Here is a 15,826-nt window from a genome sequence, read left to right as displayed (position 1 = left end):
TCAGCTCGCCGGCTTGATGTTGTTGTTCGTGTGGAAGAAGTTCTCGGGGTCGTAGACCGCCTTGATCCGGGTCAGCCGCTCGTAGTTGGAGCCGTAGGCGTCCTTGATGCGCTCGGCGGAGTCCACGCCCAGGTGGTTGGCGTAGACCGCGCCGGTGGTGTACGGCAGGAGTTCGGAGTACACCTTCTCGGTCCACTCGACGGCCTCCTCGTCCTTGGCCGGGTCGGTCCAGGAAGTGAGGATGCTGGTCAGATAGCCCTCGCGGTGCAGGAAGGGGGTCTCGGACGCCGGTACGTTCGACATGACACCGCCCATCAGGCCGCCGCCGACCAGGCTCCGTTCGGACGGGGCGTTGACGAACCCGTCGGCGAGGATCTGCAGCGGCTCGTCGCGCAGTTCGGGCAGCAGGAACGAGCGCGGGTAGTACCGGTGACCGGCGACGGTGTTCTCGTCGAGCATCCGCTGCACGGCCACGTACGGCATCAGACCGCAGTGGTCGAGGAGCGCGCCGGTGCCGAGGCCGCGCATCCGGCCGATCAGGTCCTCGGTGGAGTCGTCGGGGGCCGCGTGCACGAAGCCCAGGCCGATCGCCGGTGCGCCGCCCGGGGCGGTGAGGAAGGCGAAGGAGGTGGTCAGCTCGTCGGGGGCGGTCCGGTTGAACTCGTCGAGCCGCCGGGCCACGTCCACCGTCTGGTCGATGGGGAAGGCGAGCAGCCCCGCCATGCAGTCGCCCTGCGGGTGCAGGTTGAACTCGAACCGGGTGGCCACGCCGTAGTTGCCGCCGCCGCCTCGGATCGCCCAGAACAGGTCGGGGTGGTCCTGCGCGGTGGTGGTCACCAGCTCGCCGCCGGCGAGCACGATGTCGGCGGAGACCAGGTTGTCCACGAGCAGACCCCGGTAGCGGGCGAGCCAGCCGAGGCCGCCGCCCAGGGTGAGGCCGCCGATGCCGATGTACGACTCCTGGGAGCCGGTGACGGCGAGCCCGAAGCTGGTGGTCTCGGCGTCGACGTCGCCCTGCTCCAGGCCGGGCTGGACGACCAGACGGCGCTTGGCCGGGTCGACCCGGATGCCGCGCAGCCGGGAGGTGTCGAGCAGCAGTCCGCCCTCGACGGTGCCGGTGCCGGCGAAGCAGTGGCCGCCGCCCTTGACGGCCAGCTCGATGTCGTTCTCACGCGCGAAGTCGACGACCTTGACGACGTCCGATGCGCCGTCCACCTGGATGATCGCCCCGGGGTTCTTCTGGAAGTAGCCGTTCCAGATCTGCTTGCGCTCGTCGTAGTCGGCGTCCTTTGCGGTGATGGTCCGGCCCCTGATCGCCTCCCCCAGCTCCGCGAGCCTGGATTCCGGGATGGCCGTACCGGTCGCGGTGACGAGTCCCACGTCAGTCCTCCTTCGGGGTTGGCGGGTTCGGCCGGCGCGCCCTCGCGCGCAAGGAGGCCGATGCGAGGAGAACGTACGGCCGCCGAAGGGTCCGCGACGCGGGGGTGAAAGAGGGCGGAAAGGCCCCCGGGTCCGCGGGGAGTGCTGGTTACGCTGGCGCACATGTCTGCACTCCGCGCGATGCCGCTGCTCACGGTGAGCGATCTCGATTCCGCAGTGGAAGCCCACGTCCGGGTCACCGGAATGGAAGTGATCATGAATCACGGCTGGATCGTCACCCTCGCTCCGCCGGCCGACCACTCCGTGCAGGTCAGCCTGATCACCAAGGACCCCACCGGGCCGGTGAACCCGGCGGCCTCCATCGAGGTGGAGGACCTGGACGCGGCTCTCGCCGGGGCCCGCGCCGCCGGCCTGGAGATCCTGTACGGGCCCGCGAACGAGGAGTGGGGGGTACGGCGCTTCTTCTACCGGGACCACGACGGCAACGTCGTCAACGTCCTCGCCCACCTCTGACCGCCATGGCTCCCGCCTTCCGCAACCCCTCCCCCGCCCGTCCCGGACTCGGCGCGCCGCCCGCCCGGCGGGGGAAGCCGGCCGGGCCCGCGGCGGACTCCACGCAGGCGTTCTCCCTGCGGTTCTTCGGCGCCGGGCTGGCCTCGGCCGAACTGATGACCTGTTACCTGGGCCTGGAACTGGGCCTGTACGAAGCCCTGCGCCGCACCGGCCCCGCCACGGCCGCACAGGTGGCGAAGGAGAGCGACCTCGACGCCCGGATGGTACGGGAGTGGCTGGAACAGCAGACCTGTGCCGGTGTGCTGACCGTCGACGCACCCGACGCGCAGCCAAGGACCCGGCGTTTCACGCTGCCGCCCGCCCACGCGGAAGCGCTGCTCGACGCCGACAGCCCGAACTGGATCGCCCCGCTGGTCGTGATGCCCATCGGCGGCATGGCGGCCGTGCTGCCGAAGCTGGTGGACGCCTACCGCGGTCACCGGGGCCTTCCGTACGCGGCCTACGGCGAGGCCCTGCGCGGGGGGCAGGCGGGCCTGAACCGCGGTGTCTTCGAGCACCACCTTCCCGGCTGGATCAGCCGCCACCTGCCCGACATCGACGCCCGGCTGCGGGTGCCGGGGAGCAGCATCGCCGACGTGGCGTGCGGTTCCGGCCTCTCCACGCTGGCACTGGCCCGGATGTTCCCCGACGCCGAGGTGCACGGGCTCGACCTGGACGAGGCGTCGATCAGGGACGCCGAGGCGAACCTCGCCGCCGCCGATCCCGCGGAGGGGCTGAGCGACCGGGTCCGCTTCCGCGCCGGGGACGCCGGTGAGGCCGGGGGAGCCGGGTCGGCGGGACACACCCTGGTGTGCGTGTTCGACGCCCTGCACGACATGTCGGCGCCGGTGGACGTGCTCCGGGCCTGCCGTCGGCTGCTGGCGCCCGGGGGTGCGGTGCTGCTGATGGAGCCGTCCGTCGGCGAGCGGTTCACCCCGGCGGCGCCGGACAGCGAGCGCTTCCACTACGCGGTCAGCGTGCTGCACTGTCTGCCGGTCGGGATGAGCCGGACGCCGAGCGCGGCCACGGGCACGGTGATGCGGCCGGACACCGTGCGCGGGTACGCCGCCGAGGCGGGCCTGGACACCCGGGTGATCGACGTGGGGCACCCGTTCCACCGGCTGTACCGGCTCACGGCCCGACCGTAGGGCGGAAGCCCGACCGCAGGGCGGTACGACAACGGCTCCCGGCCTCTCGCGGAGGCCGGGAGCCGTCGCGTTGCGGGGGCTGTCAGCTCACTTCCGTACCGCTCTCTTCCGTACGGTCCGCGGAGAGCCGGCGCGAGCCGCGCGGGGTGCCGACCTTGCCCGAGCGCAGGTAGTCGGCGACCAGCGCATTGACCTCGGTGGGCTTCTCCAGCAGGGAGGCGTGCCCGCAATTGCGTATCTCGGTGTACTCGGCGGTGGGGATCAGGTCCGCCAGCTCCCGCGACAGGTGCCGGGGCGCGACGATGTCGTGCTCCATGCCCACGACGAGCAACGGCACCCGCACCGCGGCCACTTCCTCGTCGCTGGGCCGGAAGGCGGTGCTCGCCTCGGCGTGCCCGATGGCGCCGTGCCCGCCCGACTCCGCGAGGCCCGCCAGCCCGTCCAGGTAGGGCGCGATGAACTGGTCGCGGTTGAGCGCCCGCGGCCCGAACAGGTACATCGCCCGGAAGGCTCCCTCCAGCAGGGCCGGCACCTTGTGCCCGTTCTTGAGCCGGTCCACCGCCTCGGCCTGAATGGCCTGTTGCAGCTTGCCGGGCTTCCACGGGACCCCGATGAGCGCGGCGCGCTCGATCAGCTCGGGGCGCTTCATCGCCAGTTCCAGCAGGATCATCGCGCCCACCGAGTAGCCGATGTAGGTACAAGGGCCCAGCTCCAGCGCCTCGTTGAGTGCGGCCAGGTCCTGCCCGAGCAGTTCCACCGTGTACGGCGGAGGGGTCTCCTCCGAGGGGTGCACACCGCGCAGGTCGAAGGTGACGACGCGGTATCCGGCCTTCGTCAGCTGCGGCACCTGCATGGTCTCGAACAGGGATGCCTGGTGCTGTCCGGGCACGAGTACGACCACGGGGCCGTCCTCGGGGCCGTAGATGTCGTAGCTCAGCGTGACGTCCGTGGGCAGGGTGACGTTCATGGTGTTCCCTTCTGTGGGCGCTCAGCCGCTGACCAGCCGCTCGAAGTCCTGACGGTTGGGTCCGACGCGGTCGCGCCGGAGATCGGGGTGCTCGCGCAGGAACGCGAGCACCCGGCGGGCCACCTTGCGGTCCCGCATCAGCTCGGCCGGGGTGAGCAGCATGTGGTAGACGCGCTCGGCGGCGACGCGCACATGCGCGTCCTCCTCGCGCAGGACGGCGAGGGCGGTGAGGACGCGGGCGGTCAGTGAGTCGTCGTGCGCTCCGCCCGCGAGTTCGGCGAGCCGGGCGGCGTCGGTGGCGACCTGCTGCTCGAACCACAGCCCCAGACACTGTTCGGTGGCCTCGTGAGTCTCCACGGCCCAGCCCGGCGGGTCCTGGTCGAGGCGGCCGAGCTGGTCGGCGACGGTCCTGGCGTGCGCCAGGGCGAGGGACACGCCGCGTCCGAAGGTGGGGTTGGTCTGTACGCAGGCGTCGCCCACCAGCGCGTAACCGGTGACCAGCGGGGCTCCGTCCGCGACCAGTGACCGGCGGCGGTTCTCCAGACCGGCCATCGGCATCGGGTCGCCGACCGGCGTCGCCCCGTCGAGCCAGTCGCGCACCCGAGCCACGCCGGCCAGGAACCGCAGGTAGACCGGGCGTTCCAGCAGCCGGGTCCGTACGGGGTCGTGGGAAGAGATGGTGGTCGACAGGTGGAAGCGGCCGTTGTCGCCGGGGAAGGCCAGCACGGTGGCGAAGTCGAGTTCGTGCACCACCGGGGCCCGCAAGGACGGGAACCGGCCGCCCGGGTTCAGCGCGAACTCCTGGGCGATGTAGGAGAACCCGCACGACTGGACCGTCTCCCGGGGCGGGGCGCCACCGATCGCGGTGAGCCAGGCGGCCACCGAGGACCTGCGGCCGGTGGCGTCCAGCACCACGTCTGCGGCCAGGTCGCCGCCGCCCGCGAGGCGCACCCCGTGCACATGGGGACCACCGTGCGGCGTCCCGGCGCTCAGCAGGCCGGTGACCCTGTCGTGCAGCAGCGTGACCGAGGGGTCGGCGGCAGCACGGCGGCGCAGCACGGCCTCGAAGACCAGCCGGCGGCTGAGCAGGCCGAGATCGTCGCCGCCCGTCTCCAGGGGCACGGCGACCGCACCGCGGCCGGTCAGCTCCGCCAGCACTTCGGGGCACTCCTCGCGCAGCACCCCGATGCCAAGGCCCAGCAGGGCGTGCCCCTGGCGGGCGTGCGGAACTCCGCGCCGCTCCCAGCCGGCCACCTCGGTGTGGGCCCCGCCCTCGGGGGGCGGGCCGTCCCGTTCGACGAGTGTCACCCGGTGTCCGCGGCGGGCGGCGAAGGCCGCGAGTCCGAGACCGGCAACTCCCCCGCCCAGTACGACGATGTCGGCCACGATCAGCCGCGCTTCACGAGCATCGCGAAGCGGCGCGTGGCGACGGCCGTGCACACCGCCGTGACGCCCACGGTCCAGGCGGCGGTCCCGAGCACCGGTGCGGTCAGCGCGCCCTGGTGGGAGAGTCCGGCCAGGGCGTCGGCCGCCAGCGAGACGGGGTTGACGCTCACCACCGGTCGGATCCAGCCCGGGAACGCCTCCAGCGGTACGTAACCGCTGGACATCAGCGTCAGGACGAGCGTGGGCATCTGCACATAGCGCACGATGATGCCGGGGTGCTGGGCGATCAGGGCGACGGCGACGGCCAGCGCGCTGCACATCATCCCGAACAGCGCCACGATCCCGAAGAAGCCGAGTACCGCCAGTGGCCCCCGGGAGAACCGGAAGCCGACCGTGTGGGCGACGAGCGTGACCAGGACGGCCACCCCCATGATCCGTACGAAGTCGCCGCCGATCCGCCCGAGGACGTACGCCCGCATGTCCAGCGGCATCGCCCGCAGCCGGTTGAACACCCCGCTGCGGATGTCGCTCCACAGGGCGATCGCCGTGGTGAGGACCGAGGAGAACGCCGTGGTGAGCACGATCAGCGGGGCGAGCCGCCGCACGTAGTCGACGTCCTGGGTGTCGCGCACCAGCACGTTGAAGGCGGCCAGCAGCATGAAGAGCTGAAGCAGCGGAAAGGCGATGGTGACGATGATCATCATCCGGTTTCGGACGAACTGGCGGAGCACCCGTCCGGCGATGACGACGGAGGCTTTGGCCAGAGTGGCCGGGTCGGGCGAGGAGGACGGCGGCACCGGCGGTGCTGCCGTCCCCGACGACTGCATGGTCATCGGATGGCCACCTTCCTGAAGGCGACGGTCGTGGTCCAGGAGAAGAGGGCGAGGAGACCCACCACCCACGCGAGGCCGGGCAGCGTCGCGCCCCAGGTGAGTTCGGTGGTCGACAGGGCGCGCAGCGCGTCGATCACTCCGGACACCGGGGAGGCGGTGACGACCGGCCGGAGCCAGCCGGGGAAGAGGTCCGCCTCGACGAAGCCGGTGGAGAGCACCAGCAGCGGCAGATACGGCAGGTGGAGCACCGCGCTGAGCGCCTCCAGGTTGCGCAGGCGCAGCGCGATGGTGGCCGTGGCCAGCGACAGGGCCACGGTGAACGCCACGGCGAACACCACGAAGCCCAGTGCGGCGAGCGCTCCGTGGCCGAAGCGGAAGCCCGCCAGATGCCCGGCGAGCACGATGGCGACGCTGGACAGGAGACCTTGCAGCGCCACCACGGCCAGATGCGCCAGGCTCATCGCGCGCATGTCGACCGGGCTGGTCAGCAGGCGGGAGAAGACGCGGCTGGAGCGGTCGGCGGCCAGGTCGGTGGCGCTCCCGATGGCCACGAACATCAGGGCCTGGACCAGGACGGTGGGAGTGACGAAGCGGCCGAACTCGATGCCCCGCTCGTCCAGCATTCCGGCGAAGGTGCAGTAGAAGATGGCGAAGAAGAGCAGCGGTTGCACCACGGTGGCCACCAGGCCGCCCCGGGAGAACGAGCGCATCCGCAACCGGTCGAAGAGCACCTGGAAGTCGTGCTGCCAGCCGGCCGGGCGGCCCGGGGGCGCCGGGGCGCCGGGCGCCGCCGCGACGTCGGGCGTGGTGCTCATCGGGCGTCCTCCTTCTCCATCGGCTCGGTGAGGGCGAAGAAGACCTCGTCGAGCGTCGGCTTGGTCACCTCGATGTCGGCGATCCGCAGCCCCTTGCCGTCCAGCCGGCCGAGTACCGCGCCGACGTCCTCGGGGCGCGCCACGGGCACGGCGACCTTGTCGCCCTCGGCCGTCACGCCGGGGAGGTCGCCGAGGGCCTGACGGGCCGCTGCGGTGTCGGCGGCGCCGGTCAGGGTGAGGCGGCACATGAGGCCGCCCACGTCGAGCTTGAGCTCGTCCGAGGAGCCGTCCGCGAGGACCCGGCCCTTGTCGATGACGACGATGCGGTCGGCGAGCTGGTCGGCCTCCTCCAAGTACTGCGTGGTGAGCAGGACGGCGACGCCCCGTGCGGCCTCGGCCCTGACCATGTCCCACAGGAGTTTGCGGCTGCGCGGGTCGAGGCCGGTGGTCGGTTCGTCCAGCACCAGCACCGGCCGCGGGACCACCAGGCTCACCGCGAGGTCGAGGCGGCGGCGCATGCCGCCGGAGAGGTATCCGACGGGGGTGTACGCCGCTTCGCCCAGCTCGAACCGCTCCAGCATCTCCCCCGCCCGCTGCTGGGCCTCGCCCCTGCCGAGGCCGAGGAGCCGGCCGAAGAACACCAGGTTCTCGCGCGGGCTGATCTGTTCGTCGAGGGCGGCGAACTGCCCGGTGACGGCGATGTTGGCGCGCACCAGGGACGGGTCGGTCCCGGGGTCGTGGCCCAGGACGCGGATGGTGCCGCCGTCGGGCTGCAACAGCGTGGTCAGGCAGTTGATGAGGGTGGTCTTGCCCGCTCCGTTGGGGCCGAGCAGGCCCACCACGGTTCCGGCCGGTATCCGCAGCGACACCCGGTCGAGTGCGGTCTGCTCGCCGAATCGCTTGGTGAGGTCCGAGAGGAAGATCGCCTCGGTCATCGTGGCTCCTTCATTCCTTCATGACGTGCATTCCTTCATGACGTGGTCGTGCTCGGGTCGGTGGTGGCGATCACGACGGCGTCCGGATGTCGACCTGGCTCAGGACGTAGCTGAGCACCTGTTCGGTGGTCTGGATGGCACGTCCGGTCTGCTCGTCGATCGGCGGCAGATCGAAGTCGTCCTCGATCGCGAACGCCATCTCCAGCAGGGCCAGGGAGTGGAACCCCAGGTCCTCGACCAGACGCATGTCTTTGCCCGCCTCGAACCGCTCCCGCTCGGGGGCGAGTTGCTCGATGATCGCGAGCACGGTCTCGCGCACCTCTTCACTGGAGTAGGACATGTGGTCTCCTGTTCTGGGGCCGGTCGGGCAGTGGGGTGCAGGGGCCGGTCAGGCGGGGCCGTCGGCCGCGGCGGGCACCGCGTCGAAGACGTGCTCCTGGCTGAGGCGCTGCCACAGCTGACGGCGGCGGCTCTTGCCGCTGCTGGTACGGGGGATCGCGCCGCGGGGCACCCGGGCCACGTGCCGGCGGGTGCCGGGGCAGACTGCGGCGAGCACGTCCTCCGCCACCTCGGCGGCCCGGGTGTCGAGTCCCTCCAGCACGGCCACGGCGTGCGGGCGTCCGTCCGCCTCGCCGAGCACGACGCAGACCCTGCCCGGGTTGAGTCCGGCTCTGCCGAGCATCAGCTCGACGTCCTCGGCGAAGAGCGAGCGGGCGTGGACCTTGACGCTGTCGCCGAGCCTGCCCAGCACATAGAACTCACCCGCCAGTTGGAAGGCGATGTCGCGGGTGAGGAGCCGCCCGTCCACGAAGGCGGTGCCCTCGGCGGAGCCGTCCGCGAGGTAGCCGTCGGCCAACGAGGAGCCGGAGAGGGCCAGTTCGCCGACGTGGCCCTCGGGCAGCGGCTCTCCGTCCTCGCCGACGACCCGTACCGTCAGGCCGTCCAGTGCGCGGCCGCAGCTCATCACCTGGACCGTCGCCCGGTCCGCGAGCCCGGCCGCGAGGCTCACCTTCGCTCCGACCCGCAGGTCGTCCCGGTGCACGAGGACGGCGCGCGGGACCTCCTCGACGGGCACTCCGGTGACGGCGAGGGTGCTCTCGGCCAGCCCGTAGGCGGGGGTGAGGGTGTGCGGGGACAGGCCGTGCGGGCGCATCAGCTCCGTGAAACGGGTCACCAGTGCGGGGTCGATGCGTTCGGCCCCGACGATCACCGCCCGGGTGCGGGAGAGATCGGCGCCCTCCAGGTCGGCGTGGCCGACCTTGTCCACGATGCGCTGCAGGCCGAAAGCCGGGGTGGCGGTGATCGTGGCGGGCCGCTCGACCCGGTTGGCGTCGAAACGGGTGACGTACGACAGCGGATGGCGCAGAAAGGTCTCGGGCCTGCACACCGCCAGCCGGTTGTTGCCGGAGACGGGCACCACCAGGCAGCCGATGAGCCCCATGTCGTGGTGCATCGGCAGCCAGGAGCACCAGGAGTCGTCGCGCCCCGCACGCTCCCAGGCGCGGATCGCGGCGGTGTTGGCGTCGAGTGCGGCGTGGCTGATCCGCACTCCGCGTGGGCGGCCCGAGCTGCCCGAGGTGAACTGGACGAGGGCCTGTTCGGCGGGGTCCCGTCGGCCGGGGTCGCCCGCGACGAGTTCCTCCAGGAGCAGGACGCGGGTACCCGGCCCGGTCTCGGCGAGGACGTCCACGGCGTAGTCGTGGTGGGCGGCGTCGACCACCACGGTGCCGGCGTCCACCGCGGCGACGACGGCGCGGACGTGGGCGCGGGCGGCCTCGCCCGACATCCGGGTGGGGGGCGCCAGCACGCTCACCACGCATCCGGCGGCCTGCACCCCGTAGAAGGCGGCGACGAGGTCGGGTCCGGTCGAGCACAGCAGCGGCACGACCGTCCCGCGGGGTACGCCCTGCGCGATCAGCCCGCCCGCGATCCGTAGTGCCGCAGCGGCGAGTTCGGTGTAGGGCCGGTAGGTGTGGGATGCCTCGTCGAACATCTCCACACCGCTGTCGTCGCGAGGTGCGTCGAGCCAGCTCAGCGTACGGGGGCGACTCATCCATCACTCCTAGGCAGGGCGTCCCGGGGCCGGGATCTCGTCGGCGACGCTGGTGACGATAGGAGCGATCGCGGTGGCGCCCTTCGTCTCTTTCACGGCTCTGTTCGTCCCGGCCGGTCCGGCCCGGCGGGCCGGAACACTGGCTGTCATGGATGAGTTCACGCCGTGGCGCGACGAGGACGCCGACCGCTACCGGGCCGCCGGGATCTGGCGGGGGGTGCCGCTGGGCGACGCGCTGACAGAGACGGCACGAGCCTTCCCCGACCGAACCGCGGCCGTGGACCGCAAGCGCCGCATCACGCACGGCGAGGTGCGCGCCGAGGCCGACGACCTCGCGCGCGGTCTGCTCGCCCGGGGCGTGAACCCCGGGGACCGGGTCATGGTCCAGCTGCCGAACGTCGTCGAGTTCCTCACCGTCACGGTGGGACTGTTCCGGGCCGGCGTCATCCCGGTGTTCGCGCTGCCGGGACACCGGGAGAGCGAGGTACGGCACCTGATCGAGGCTTCCGGGGCGGTCGGTTACGTGACCGTCGGCCGTTTCCAGGGCTTCGACTACCGCGCCCTCGCCAGGCATGCCGCGTCCCTCCCCGGCGTCCGTACGGTGATCGTGGCGGGCGACAGCGAGGACCTCACTCCGTTGTCCCGGGTCCGCGCCCAGGGCGCCGACGGCGGGCCGCTGCCCGAGGTCGATCCGTCAGCTGTGGCGTTCCTGCTGCTCAGCGGCGGTAGCACCGGCAAGCCCAAGCTGATACCCCGGACGCACGACGACTACCTCTTCAACATCTCCGCCTGCGCACAGGCCCTGGAGTTCGGCGCGGAGAGCGTGTACCTGGCGGCGAACCCCGCGGCGCACAACGCCGCCCTGGGATGCCCGGGAGTGCTCGGCGCGCTGCTGGTGGGCGGCAAGGCGGTACTGGCCGCGAGCCCCTCCCCCGACGAGGTGTTCCCGCTGATCGAGCGGGAGGGCGTCACCCATACCACCGTGGTGCCCGCCCTCGCGGCGCTGTGGTCCAAGGTCGCCGCGAAGCGGCCGGTGGACATGAAGGGGGTCCTCCTCCAGGTGGGCAGCTCCAAGTTCGACGAGCAGGCCGCCGGGCGCACCCAGTCCGCGCTCGGCTGCCGCATCACGAACTGGTTCGGCATCGGCGAGGGCCTGCTCACGTACACACGCCTGGACGACCCGGAAGAAGTGGTGCACACAACCGAGGGCCGCCCCCTGTCCGAGTTCGACGAACTACGCCTTGTCGACGAGGAGTTGCGCGAGGTTCCGACGGGCGCTGTGGGCGAGCTGGTGACCCGCGGCCCGTACACGATCAACGGCTACTGGAACGCGCCGGAGGCGAACCGCACCTCGTTCACCCCCGATGGCTTCTTCCGCACCGGTGATCTGGCCAGGCTCACCCCCGAGGGCAACCTGGTGGTCGTCGGCCGTGCCAAGGACGTGATCAACCGGGGTGGCGAGAAGGTGTCGGCCGACGAGATCGAGGGGCACCTGCGCGGCCACGAGGCCATCGACGACGCCGCGGTGGTGGCCCGGCCGGACGCCGAACTCGGCGAGTCCGTCCTCGCGTTCGTGGTCCCGAGCGGGGGGCCGGGGCAGGCGCCTTCGCTGAGGGAGATCAAGCGGTATCTGGCGGGCCAGGGGCTGGCCGCGTTCAAGCTGCCCGATGGGGTGCGCGAGCTGCCGGTGCTGCCGCGCACCCCGGTCGGCAAGATCGACAAGGTGGCGCTGCGGGCGACGGCGGCAGCCGGTTGACCCGTGGGACGGCGTCCTCCGGCGCGGCCGGTGAGGCGGCGCACTCCGGTACGGCCCGTACGACGGGAGCCCCCGGCACCGCCCGTACGACTGCCGTCTCCGGTGTGATCCGGACGCTGCTGCCCGCGTATGCGGCGGCCCTGGAGAGCACCTGGGAGCTGACCGGCCCCGCGCTCTTCGAGGCGGAACGGCGGCAGGTGGCCGACGTGCTGCCCGCCCGCCGCGCGGAGTACGCCACCGTCCGGCGGGTGGCGCGCGCCTGCCTGGCCGAGCTGGGCGTCCCGCCCGCCGCACTGGTGCGCGGCACCGACGGGGCGCCCCAGTGGCCGGCCGGGACGGTCGGCTCCCTGACGCACTGCCGGGGTTACCGGGCGGCGGCGGTGGCGCGGTCCCGGGACGCCGACGGTTTGGGCATCGACGCCGAGCCGTGCGCGCCGCTGCCCTCCCGGGTGCTGGCGCAGGTGACCTCGGCGGCCGAGCGGGCCCACCTCGCCGAGTTGGGCGCGGCCTGGCCCGACGTGCCGTGGTGCCGGGTCCTCTTCAGCGCCAAGGAGGCGTACTACAAGGTCTGGTATCCCGCGACGGGATGCTGGCTGGGCTTCGACGACGCCGAGGTCGTCCTCGAACCCGGCCGTGGTCAGGGCACGTTCACGGTGCGGCCGATCTCGGGCGGTGCCCGCCGGGCCCGCCGGACGAACGCCGCCTTCGACCCCGTCGCCACCGGCTTCCCAACCCTGCCCGGACAGTGGGCCGCCAGCACAGACCTCGTCGTGACCGCGATCGCCGCACCCGCGGACACCCTGCCACGCCAGGCTCACCAATCCGATCAGCGATCCGTAGCAACCCTGCGGCAGAGCGTCACGTGCACGCCCGGCGCCCAGGCGACATCGGGCACCCTCCTCGGTGGGATTCGTGAGACCCCACCGACCAGCGTCCGGAGGGACGCGCCACGAGGGCTGACGGCTCGCGCCGTTCAGCACCAGGGCGGGAAAACAATTGGTTGACATCCCGGAGCAACGCTGAGGATCACTGAGCCAGTCAGAGACGCTCAGACGGGCCGCACCGCCACCGGCACACTGCGGTGGGCCCAGTAGGGAAAGCGGAAGCCGCCCGCGCTGGGCTCCCACTCGCCCTCGCCCGCCGACTCGATGTCCGCGAACCGGGCGACCAGCCGCTCGAAGACCACCGCCCCTTCCATCCTGGCCAGCGCCGCGCCGAGGCAGTGATGCACTCCCCCGCCGAAACTCAGGTGCGGGTTGGGCGACCTGGTCAGGTCGGCCCGGTCCGGGTCGTGGAACACCCGCTCGTCGTGGTTGGCGGAGGCGAGCAGCAGCACCACCACGCGTCCTTTGCGGACCGTCAGTCCTGCGATCTCGATCGGCTCCAGGGCTATCCGGGTAGTGGCGTGGATGGGCGCGTCGTAGCGCATGAACTCCTCCAGCGCGCTGCCGACGATGCCCGGGTCCTCCCGCAACTGCCGCTGAGTGTGCGGCTGCCGCACGAAGAGGTCGCCGCCGGTGGCGATGGCGTTGGTGGTCGTCTCGAAGCCCGCGTAGTAGACGAACAGCGCGTTGTCGATGATCTCCTCGTCGGTCAGCGGCTCCTCGCCGTCCTTGACCGCGGCGAGCATCCGCGACAGCAGGTCCTCGCCGGGGCGGCGCCTGCGCTCGCGGACCAGCTGGGCCATGTAGTCGCGCAGCTCGACCACGGCCCCGTGCGCCTCGCGCTGCTTCTCCGGCGGGATGAACACCGCGAATGCCTGGGCGAGCGAGGTGGAGAGGCGGGCGATGTCGGCCCGGTCGGGGCGGGGGACGTCCAGCAGCTCGCTCATCACCGTCATCGGCACGGGCACGGCCAGGTCGGTGACGAGGTCGAAGCGGCGCTCGTCGGCGAACCGGTCCAGCAAGCCGTCGACGAGCCGGGCGATGGGCTCGCGCAGCCCGCGCACCATCGCCGGACTGAGCGACTTGACGAGCAGCCGGCGCAGCCGGGTATGGCCGGGCGGGTCGCGGTCGACAACGATGCGCCGCAGGTAGTCGTTGGCCGGCCCCTCGCCCACCGACACCGCCTGGTACTCCTCGGGGAACTCCCGGCCGAGCCGGGGGTCGCGGAGCAGCGCGGAGACCTCCTCGTGCCGCGGGAAGACCCACTGTCCCGGGCCGCCCCGGCAGACCGGGCCGTACTCGCGCAGGCGGCGGTAGACCGGGTAGGGGTCGCGCATGGCGCGCGCGTCGTCCAGCAGGAAGCGCGGCATGTTCAGCACGGTGTTCAACGCTGCGTCACCTCCCGGCACCCTCGGGTGCGCGGCTCGGGTCCGGTGGTTGCCTGGCCCGCCCAGTCTGCGAGCCCGGTGCGGGGCGCCGGACGGCGGTGAAGGACTGGCGACAGGTTCCCCCGCCCCCGCTCCCGAGCTGTCAGGCTCACCGGACACCACGCGCACACCACAGGAGGTGCCGGCCGCATGCGAGAGCTGCCCGTCAGGTTCGACTCCCGCGATCCCGCCGTGGTCGCGGACCCGTACCGGGTGTACGCCGGTCTCCGCGCGGCCGGCCGACTGGCCCGCGGCGCGGCCGGCCAGTGGGTGGTGTCGCACCACCAGGACGTCAGCCGGCTGCTCAAGGACCGTCGGCTCGGGCACGACTACCCGCCGGAATACCACGAGTTCTCCACCGGGGCGGGGCCCGCGAACGAGTTCCTGAAGCGGATCGTGCTGGACCAGGACGCACCCGCGCACACCTTCCTGCGGGGCATCATGCAGCGTTCGTTCAGCCCGGGGTTGATGCGCAGGCTGGAGGAGTACGTCGCCGCCCAGGTGGACCGGCTGATGGCCGAGGCCCAGGACCGGGCGGGCCGGGGCGGGGTGCTGGACGTGGTCGGCGACCTGGCCTTCCCCTTGCCGGTCACCGTGGTCTGCGAGCTGATCGGCATTCCGGACGTGGACCGGGACGCGGTGCGGCCGCACGCGGTGGAGCTGGCCAAGGCGTTCGCCCTGTACGTGCCCGTTCAGGAGCGGACGGCGGCGCACGACGCGGTGACCTGGCTGCGCGACTACGTCTCGGCGCTGGTCGACGAGCGGGCGAAGCGACCCGCCGACGACCTGATCAGCAATCTGCTGGCCGCCCGGCGCACGCATCCCGGCTTCGACCGGGAGACGCTGGTCGACAACGTGGTATTTCTGTTCTTCGCGGGCTTCGAGACCACCACCAACCTGATCTCCACGATCTTCTCCGCGTTGCTGCAACACCCGCAGCAGTTGGCCCTGTTGCGGGACCGGCCGGAGCTGGCGGTCCCGGCCGTCGAGGAGTTCCTGCGTTACGACGCGCCGATCCAGGCCACCGCGCGCTATGTGAAGGAGGCAGTGGAGATCGACGGCCGCACCGTGCGCGCGGGCCGCATCCTGGTGCTGCTGCTGGGGTCCGCCAACCATGACCCGGCCCGGTTCGCCGACCCCGGGCGGCTCGACATCACCCGCGACCCCAATCCGCACGTGAGTTTCGGTGGCGGTGTGCACCACTGCCTGGGCGCGGCACTGGCCCAGGTGGAGGGGCGCGCCGTGGTGCGGTGGCTGGCGCACGCACCGACCACGCCGACCGCGGCGGGCGTCGTGGAGCGGCGGCCCAGCGTCACCTTCCGGGCCTACCGCAGCATTCCGGTGAGGTTCGAGCCCGCCGAGCGGCCGCGGGTGGCGTCCGCACCCTGACCCCCGCCCGTCCCGCGGGCCGCGGGGTGCGTCGACACCCTGGCCCGGTCCGCTTTCGTGCCCTGCCACCTCCGACCGCACCGCCGCGCCTGTGGCCTCACCATGCCCGCGCGGGCCCAGCCCCGGAGGACGCCCGCACGGGCCCGGAAGACGTCGCACCGCACCCGTGCGGACCGGACCGCCCCGGCTGAGAGCTGCGAACAGAGTGGGAGTCCGATCAGCGTGCGGCGTCTGGTGCGTGCGATCGCAAGGCGCCGGAAGGCCCTCGTAGCGGAGCTACCAGGGCGTTTCGGCAACGCCG

General features: G+C 72.3%; 14 protein-coding genes. 5 read left to right on the top strand and 9 right to left on the bottom strand.

Translation table 11 applies throughout. From position 1 onward, the window contains the following. The gene (locus ACWEKM_RS23560) at positions 1-1,380 is read right to left on the bottom strand and encodes an FAD-binding oxidoreductase (protein ID WP_451623169.1); all 1,380 of its coding nucleotides are present in this window, start codon (positions 1,378-1,380) and stop codon (positions 1-3) included. 162 nt (positions 1,381-1,542) lie between these two features. Between ACWEKM_RS23560 and ACWEKM_RS23555 the strand changes: the two genes are divergently transcribed. Both ACWEKM_RS23555 and ACWEKM_RS23550 read left to right on the top strand, forming a co-directional pair. Beyond that, positions 1,543-1,893: a VOC family protein gene (locus ACWEKM_RS23555; protein ID WP_451623168.1), complete on the top strand. Its 351-nt coding sequence runs from the start codon at positions 1,543-1,545 to the stop codon at positions 1,891-1,893. A 5-nt stretch (positions 1,894-1,898) separates the two neighbouring features. Further along, positions 1,899-3,080 (top strand): class I SAM-dependent methyltransferase, encoded by a 1,182-nt coding sequence (locus tag ACWEKM_RS23550; RefSeq protein ID WP_451623167.1) that lies wholly within the window; start codon positions 1,899-1,901, stop codon positions 3,078-3,080. Positions 3,081-3,162: 82 nt separating this feature from the next. Here ACWEKM_RS23550 and ACWEKM_RS23545 read toward each other — a convergent pair whose 3' ends face one another. The 7 genes from ACWEKM_RS23545 to ACWEKM_RS23515 all read right to left on the bottom strand — a co-directional run bounded on the left by ACWEKM_RS23545 (position 3,163) and on the right by ACWEKM_RS23515 (position 10,069). Beyond that, positions 3,163-4,047: an alpha/beta fold hydrolase gene (locus ACWEKM_RS23545; RefSeq protein ID WP_451623166.1), complete on the bottom strand. Its 885-nt coding sequence runs from the start codon at positions 4,045-4,047 to the stop codon at positions 3,163-3,165. Between the two features lie 21 nt (positions 4,048-4,068). Further along, positions 4,069-5,433: an NAD(P)/FAD-dependent oxidoreductase gene (locus ACWEKM_RS23540; RefSeq protein WP_451623165.1), complete on the bottom strand. Its 1,365-nt coding sequence runs from the start codon at positions 5,431-5,433 to the stop codon at positions 4,069-4,071. 2 nt (positions 5,434-5,435) lie between these two features. Then, entirely contained in the window at positions 5,436-6,266 is an 831-nt protein-coding gene (locus ACWEKM_RS23535; protein ID WP_451623164.1) for an ABC transporter permease, read from the bottom strand. Then, the gene (locus ACWEKM_RS23530) at positions 6,263-7,081 is read right to left on the bottom strand and encodes an ABC transporter permease (RefSeq protein ID WP_451623163.1); all 819 of its coding nucleotides are present in this window, start codon (positions 7,079-7,081) and stop codon (positions 6,263-6,265) included. The genes ACWEKM_RS23535 and ACWEKM_RS23530 overlap by 4 nt, the downstream gene beginning before the upstream one ends. After that, complete coding sequence (locus ACWEKM_RS23525) at positions 7,078-8,016, bottom strand: ATP-binding cassette domain-containing protein (protein WP_451623162.1); 939 nt, start codon at positions 8,014-8,016, stop codon at positions 7,078-7,080. The genes ACWEKM_RS23530 and ACWEKM_RS23525 overlap by 4 nt, the downstream gene beginning before the upstream one ends. A gap of 70 nt (positions 8,017-8,086) precedes the next feature. Beyond that, entirely contained in the window at positions 8,087-8,356 is a 270-nt protein-coding gene (locus tag ACWEKM_RS23520) for an acyl carrier protein (protein ID WP_451623161.1), read from the bottom strand. Between the two features lie 48 nt (positions 8,357-8,404). After that, complete coding sequence (locus ACWEKM_RS23515; protein WP_451623160.1) at positions 8,405-10,069, bottom strand: AMP-binding protein; 1,665 nt, start codon at positions 10,067-10,069, stop codon at positions 8,405-8,407. Positions 10,070-10,217: 148 nt separating this feature from the next. Between ACWEKM_RS23515 and ACWEKM_RS23510 the strand changes: the two genes are divergently transcribed. Beyond that, on the top strand, positions 10,218-11,825 hold the full coding sequence (locus ACWEKM_RS23510; protein ID WP_451623159.1) for a (2,3-dihydroxybenzoyl)adenylate synthase: 1,608 nt from the start codon (positions 10,218-10,220) through the stop codon (positions 11,823-11,825). After that, entirely contained in the window at positions 11,822-12,829 is a 1,008-nt protein-coding gene (locus tag ACWEKM_RS23505) for a 4'-phosphopantetheinyl transferase family protein (RefSeq protein ID WP_451623158.1), read from the top strand. Before ACWEKM_RS23510 ends, ACWEKM_RS23505 begins: the two co-directional genes overlap by 4 nt. A gap of 44 nt (positions 12,830-12,873) precedes the next feature. Here the strand turns inward: ACWEKM_RS23505 and ACWEKM_RS23500 are convergent, their stop codons facing one another. After that, positions 12,874-14,088, bottom strand: coding sequence for a cytochrome P450 (locus tag ACWEKM_RS23500; protein ID WP_451623196.1), 1,215 nt, complete (start codon positions 14,086-14,088; stop codon positions 12,874-12,876). Positions 14,089-14,286: 198 nt separating this feature from the next. Between ACWEKM_RS23500 and ACWEKM_RS23495 the strand changes: the two genes are divergently transcribed. Continuing rightward, complete coding sequence (locus tag ACWEKM_RS23495) at positions 14,287-15,525, top strand: cytochrome P450 (RefSeq protein WP_451623157.1); 1,239 nt, start codon at positions 14,287-14,289, stop codon at positions 15,523-15,525. Positions 15,526-15,826: the final 301 nt, after the last annotated feature.

The organism is Streptomyces sp. NPDC004752 (genome assembly GCF_053601275.1).
This window is presented reverse-complemented; position numbering and strand designations above follow the sequence as displayed.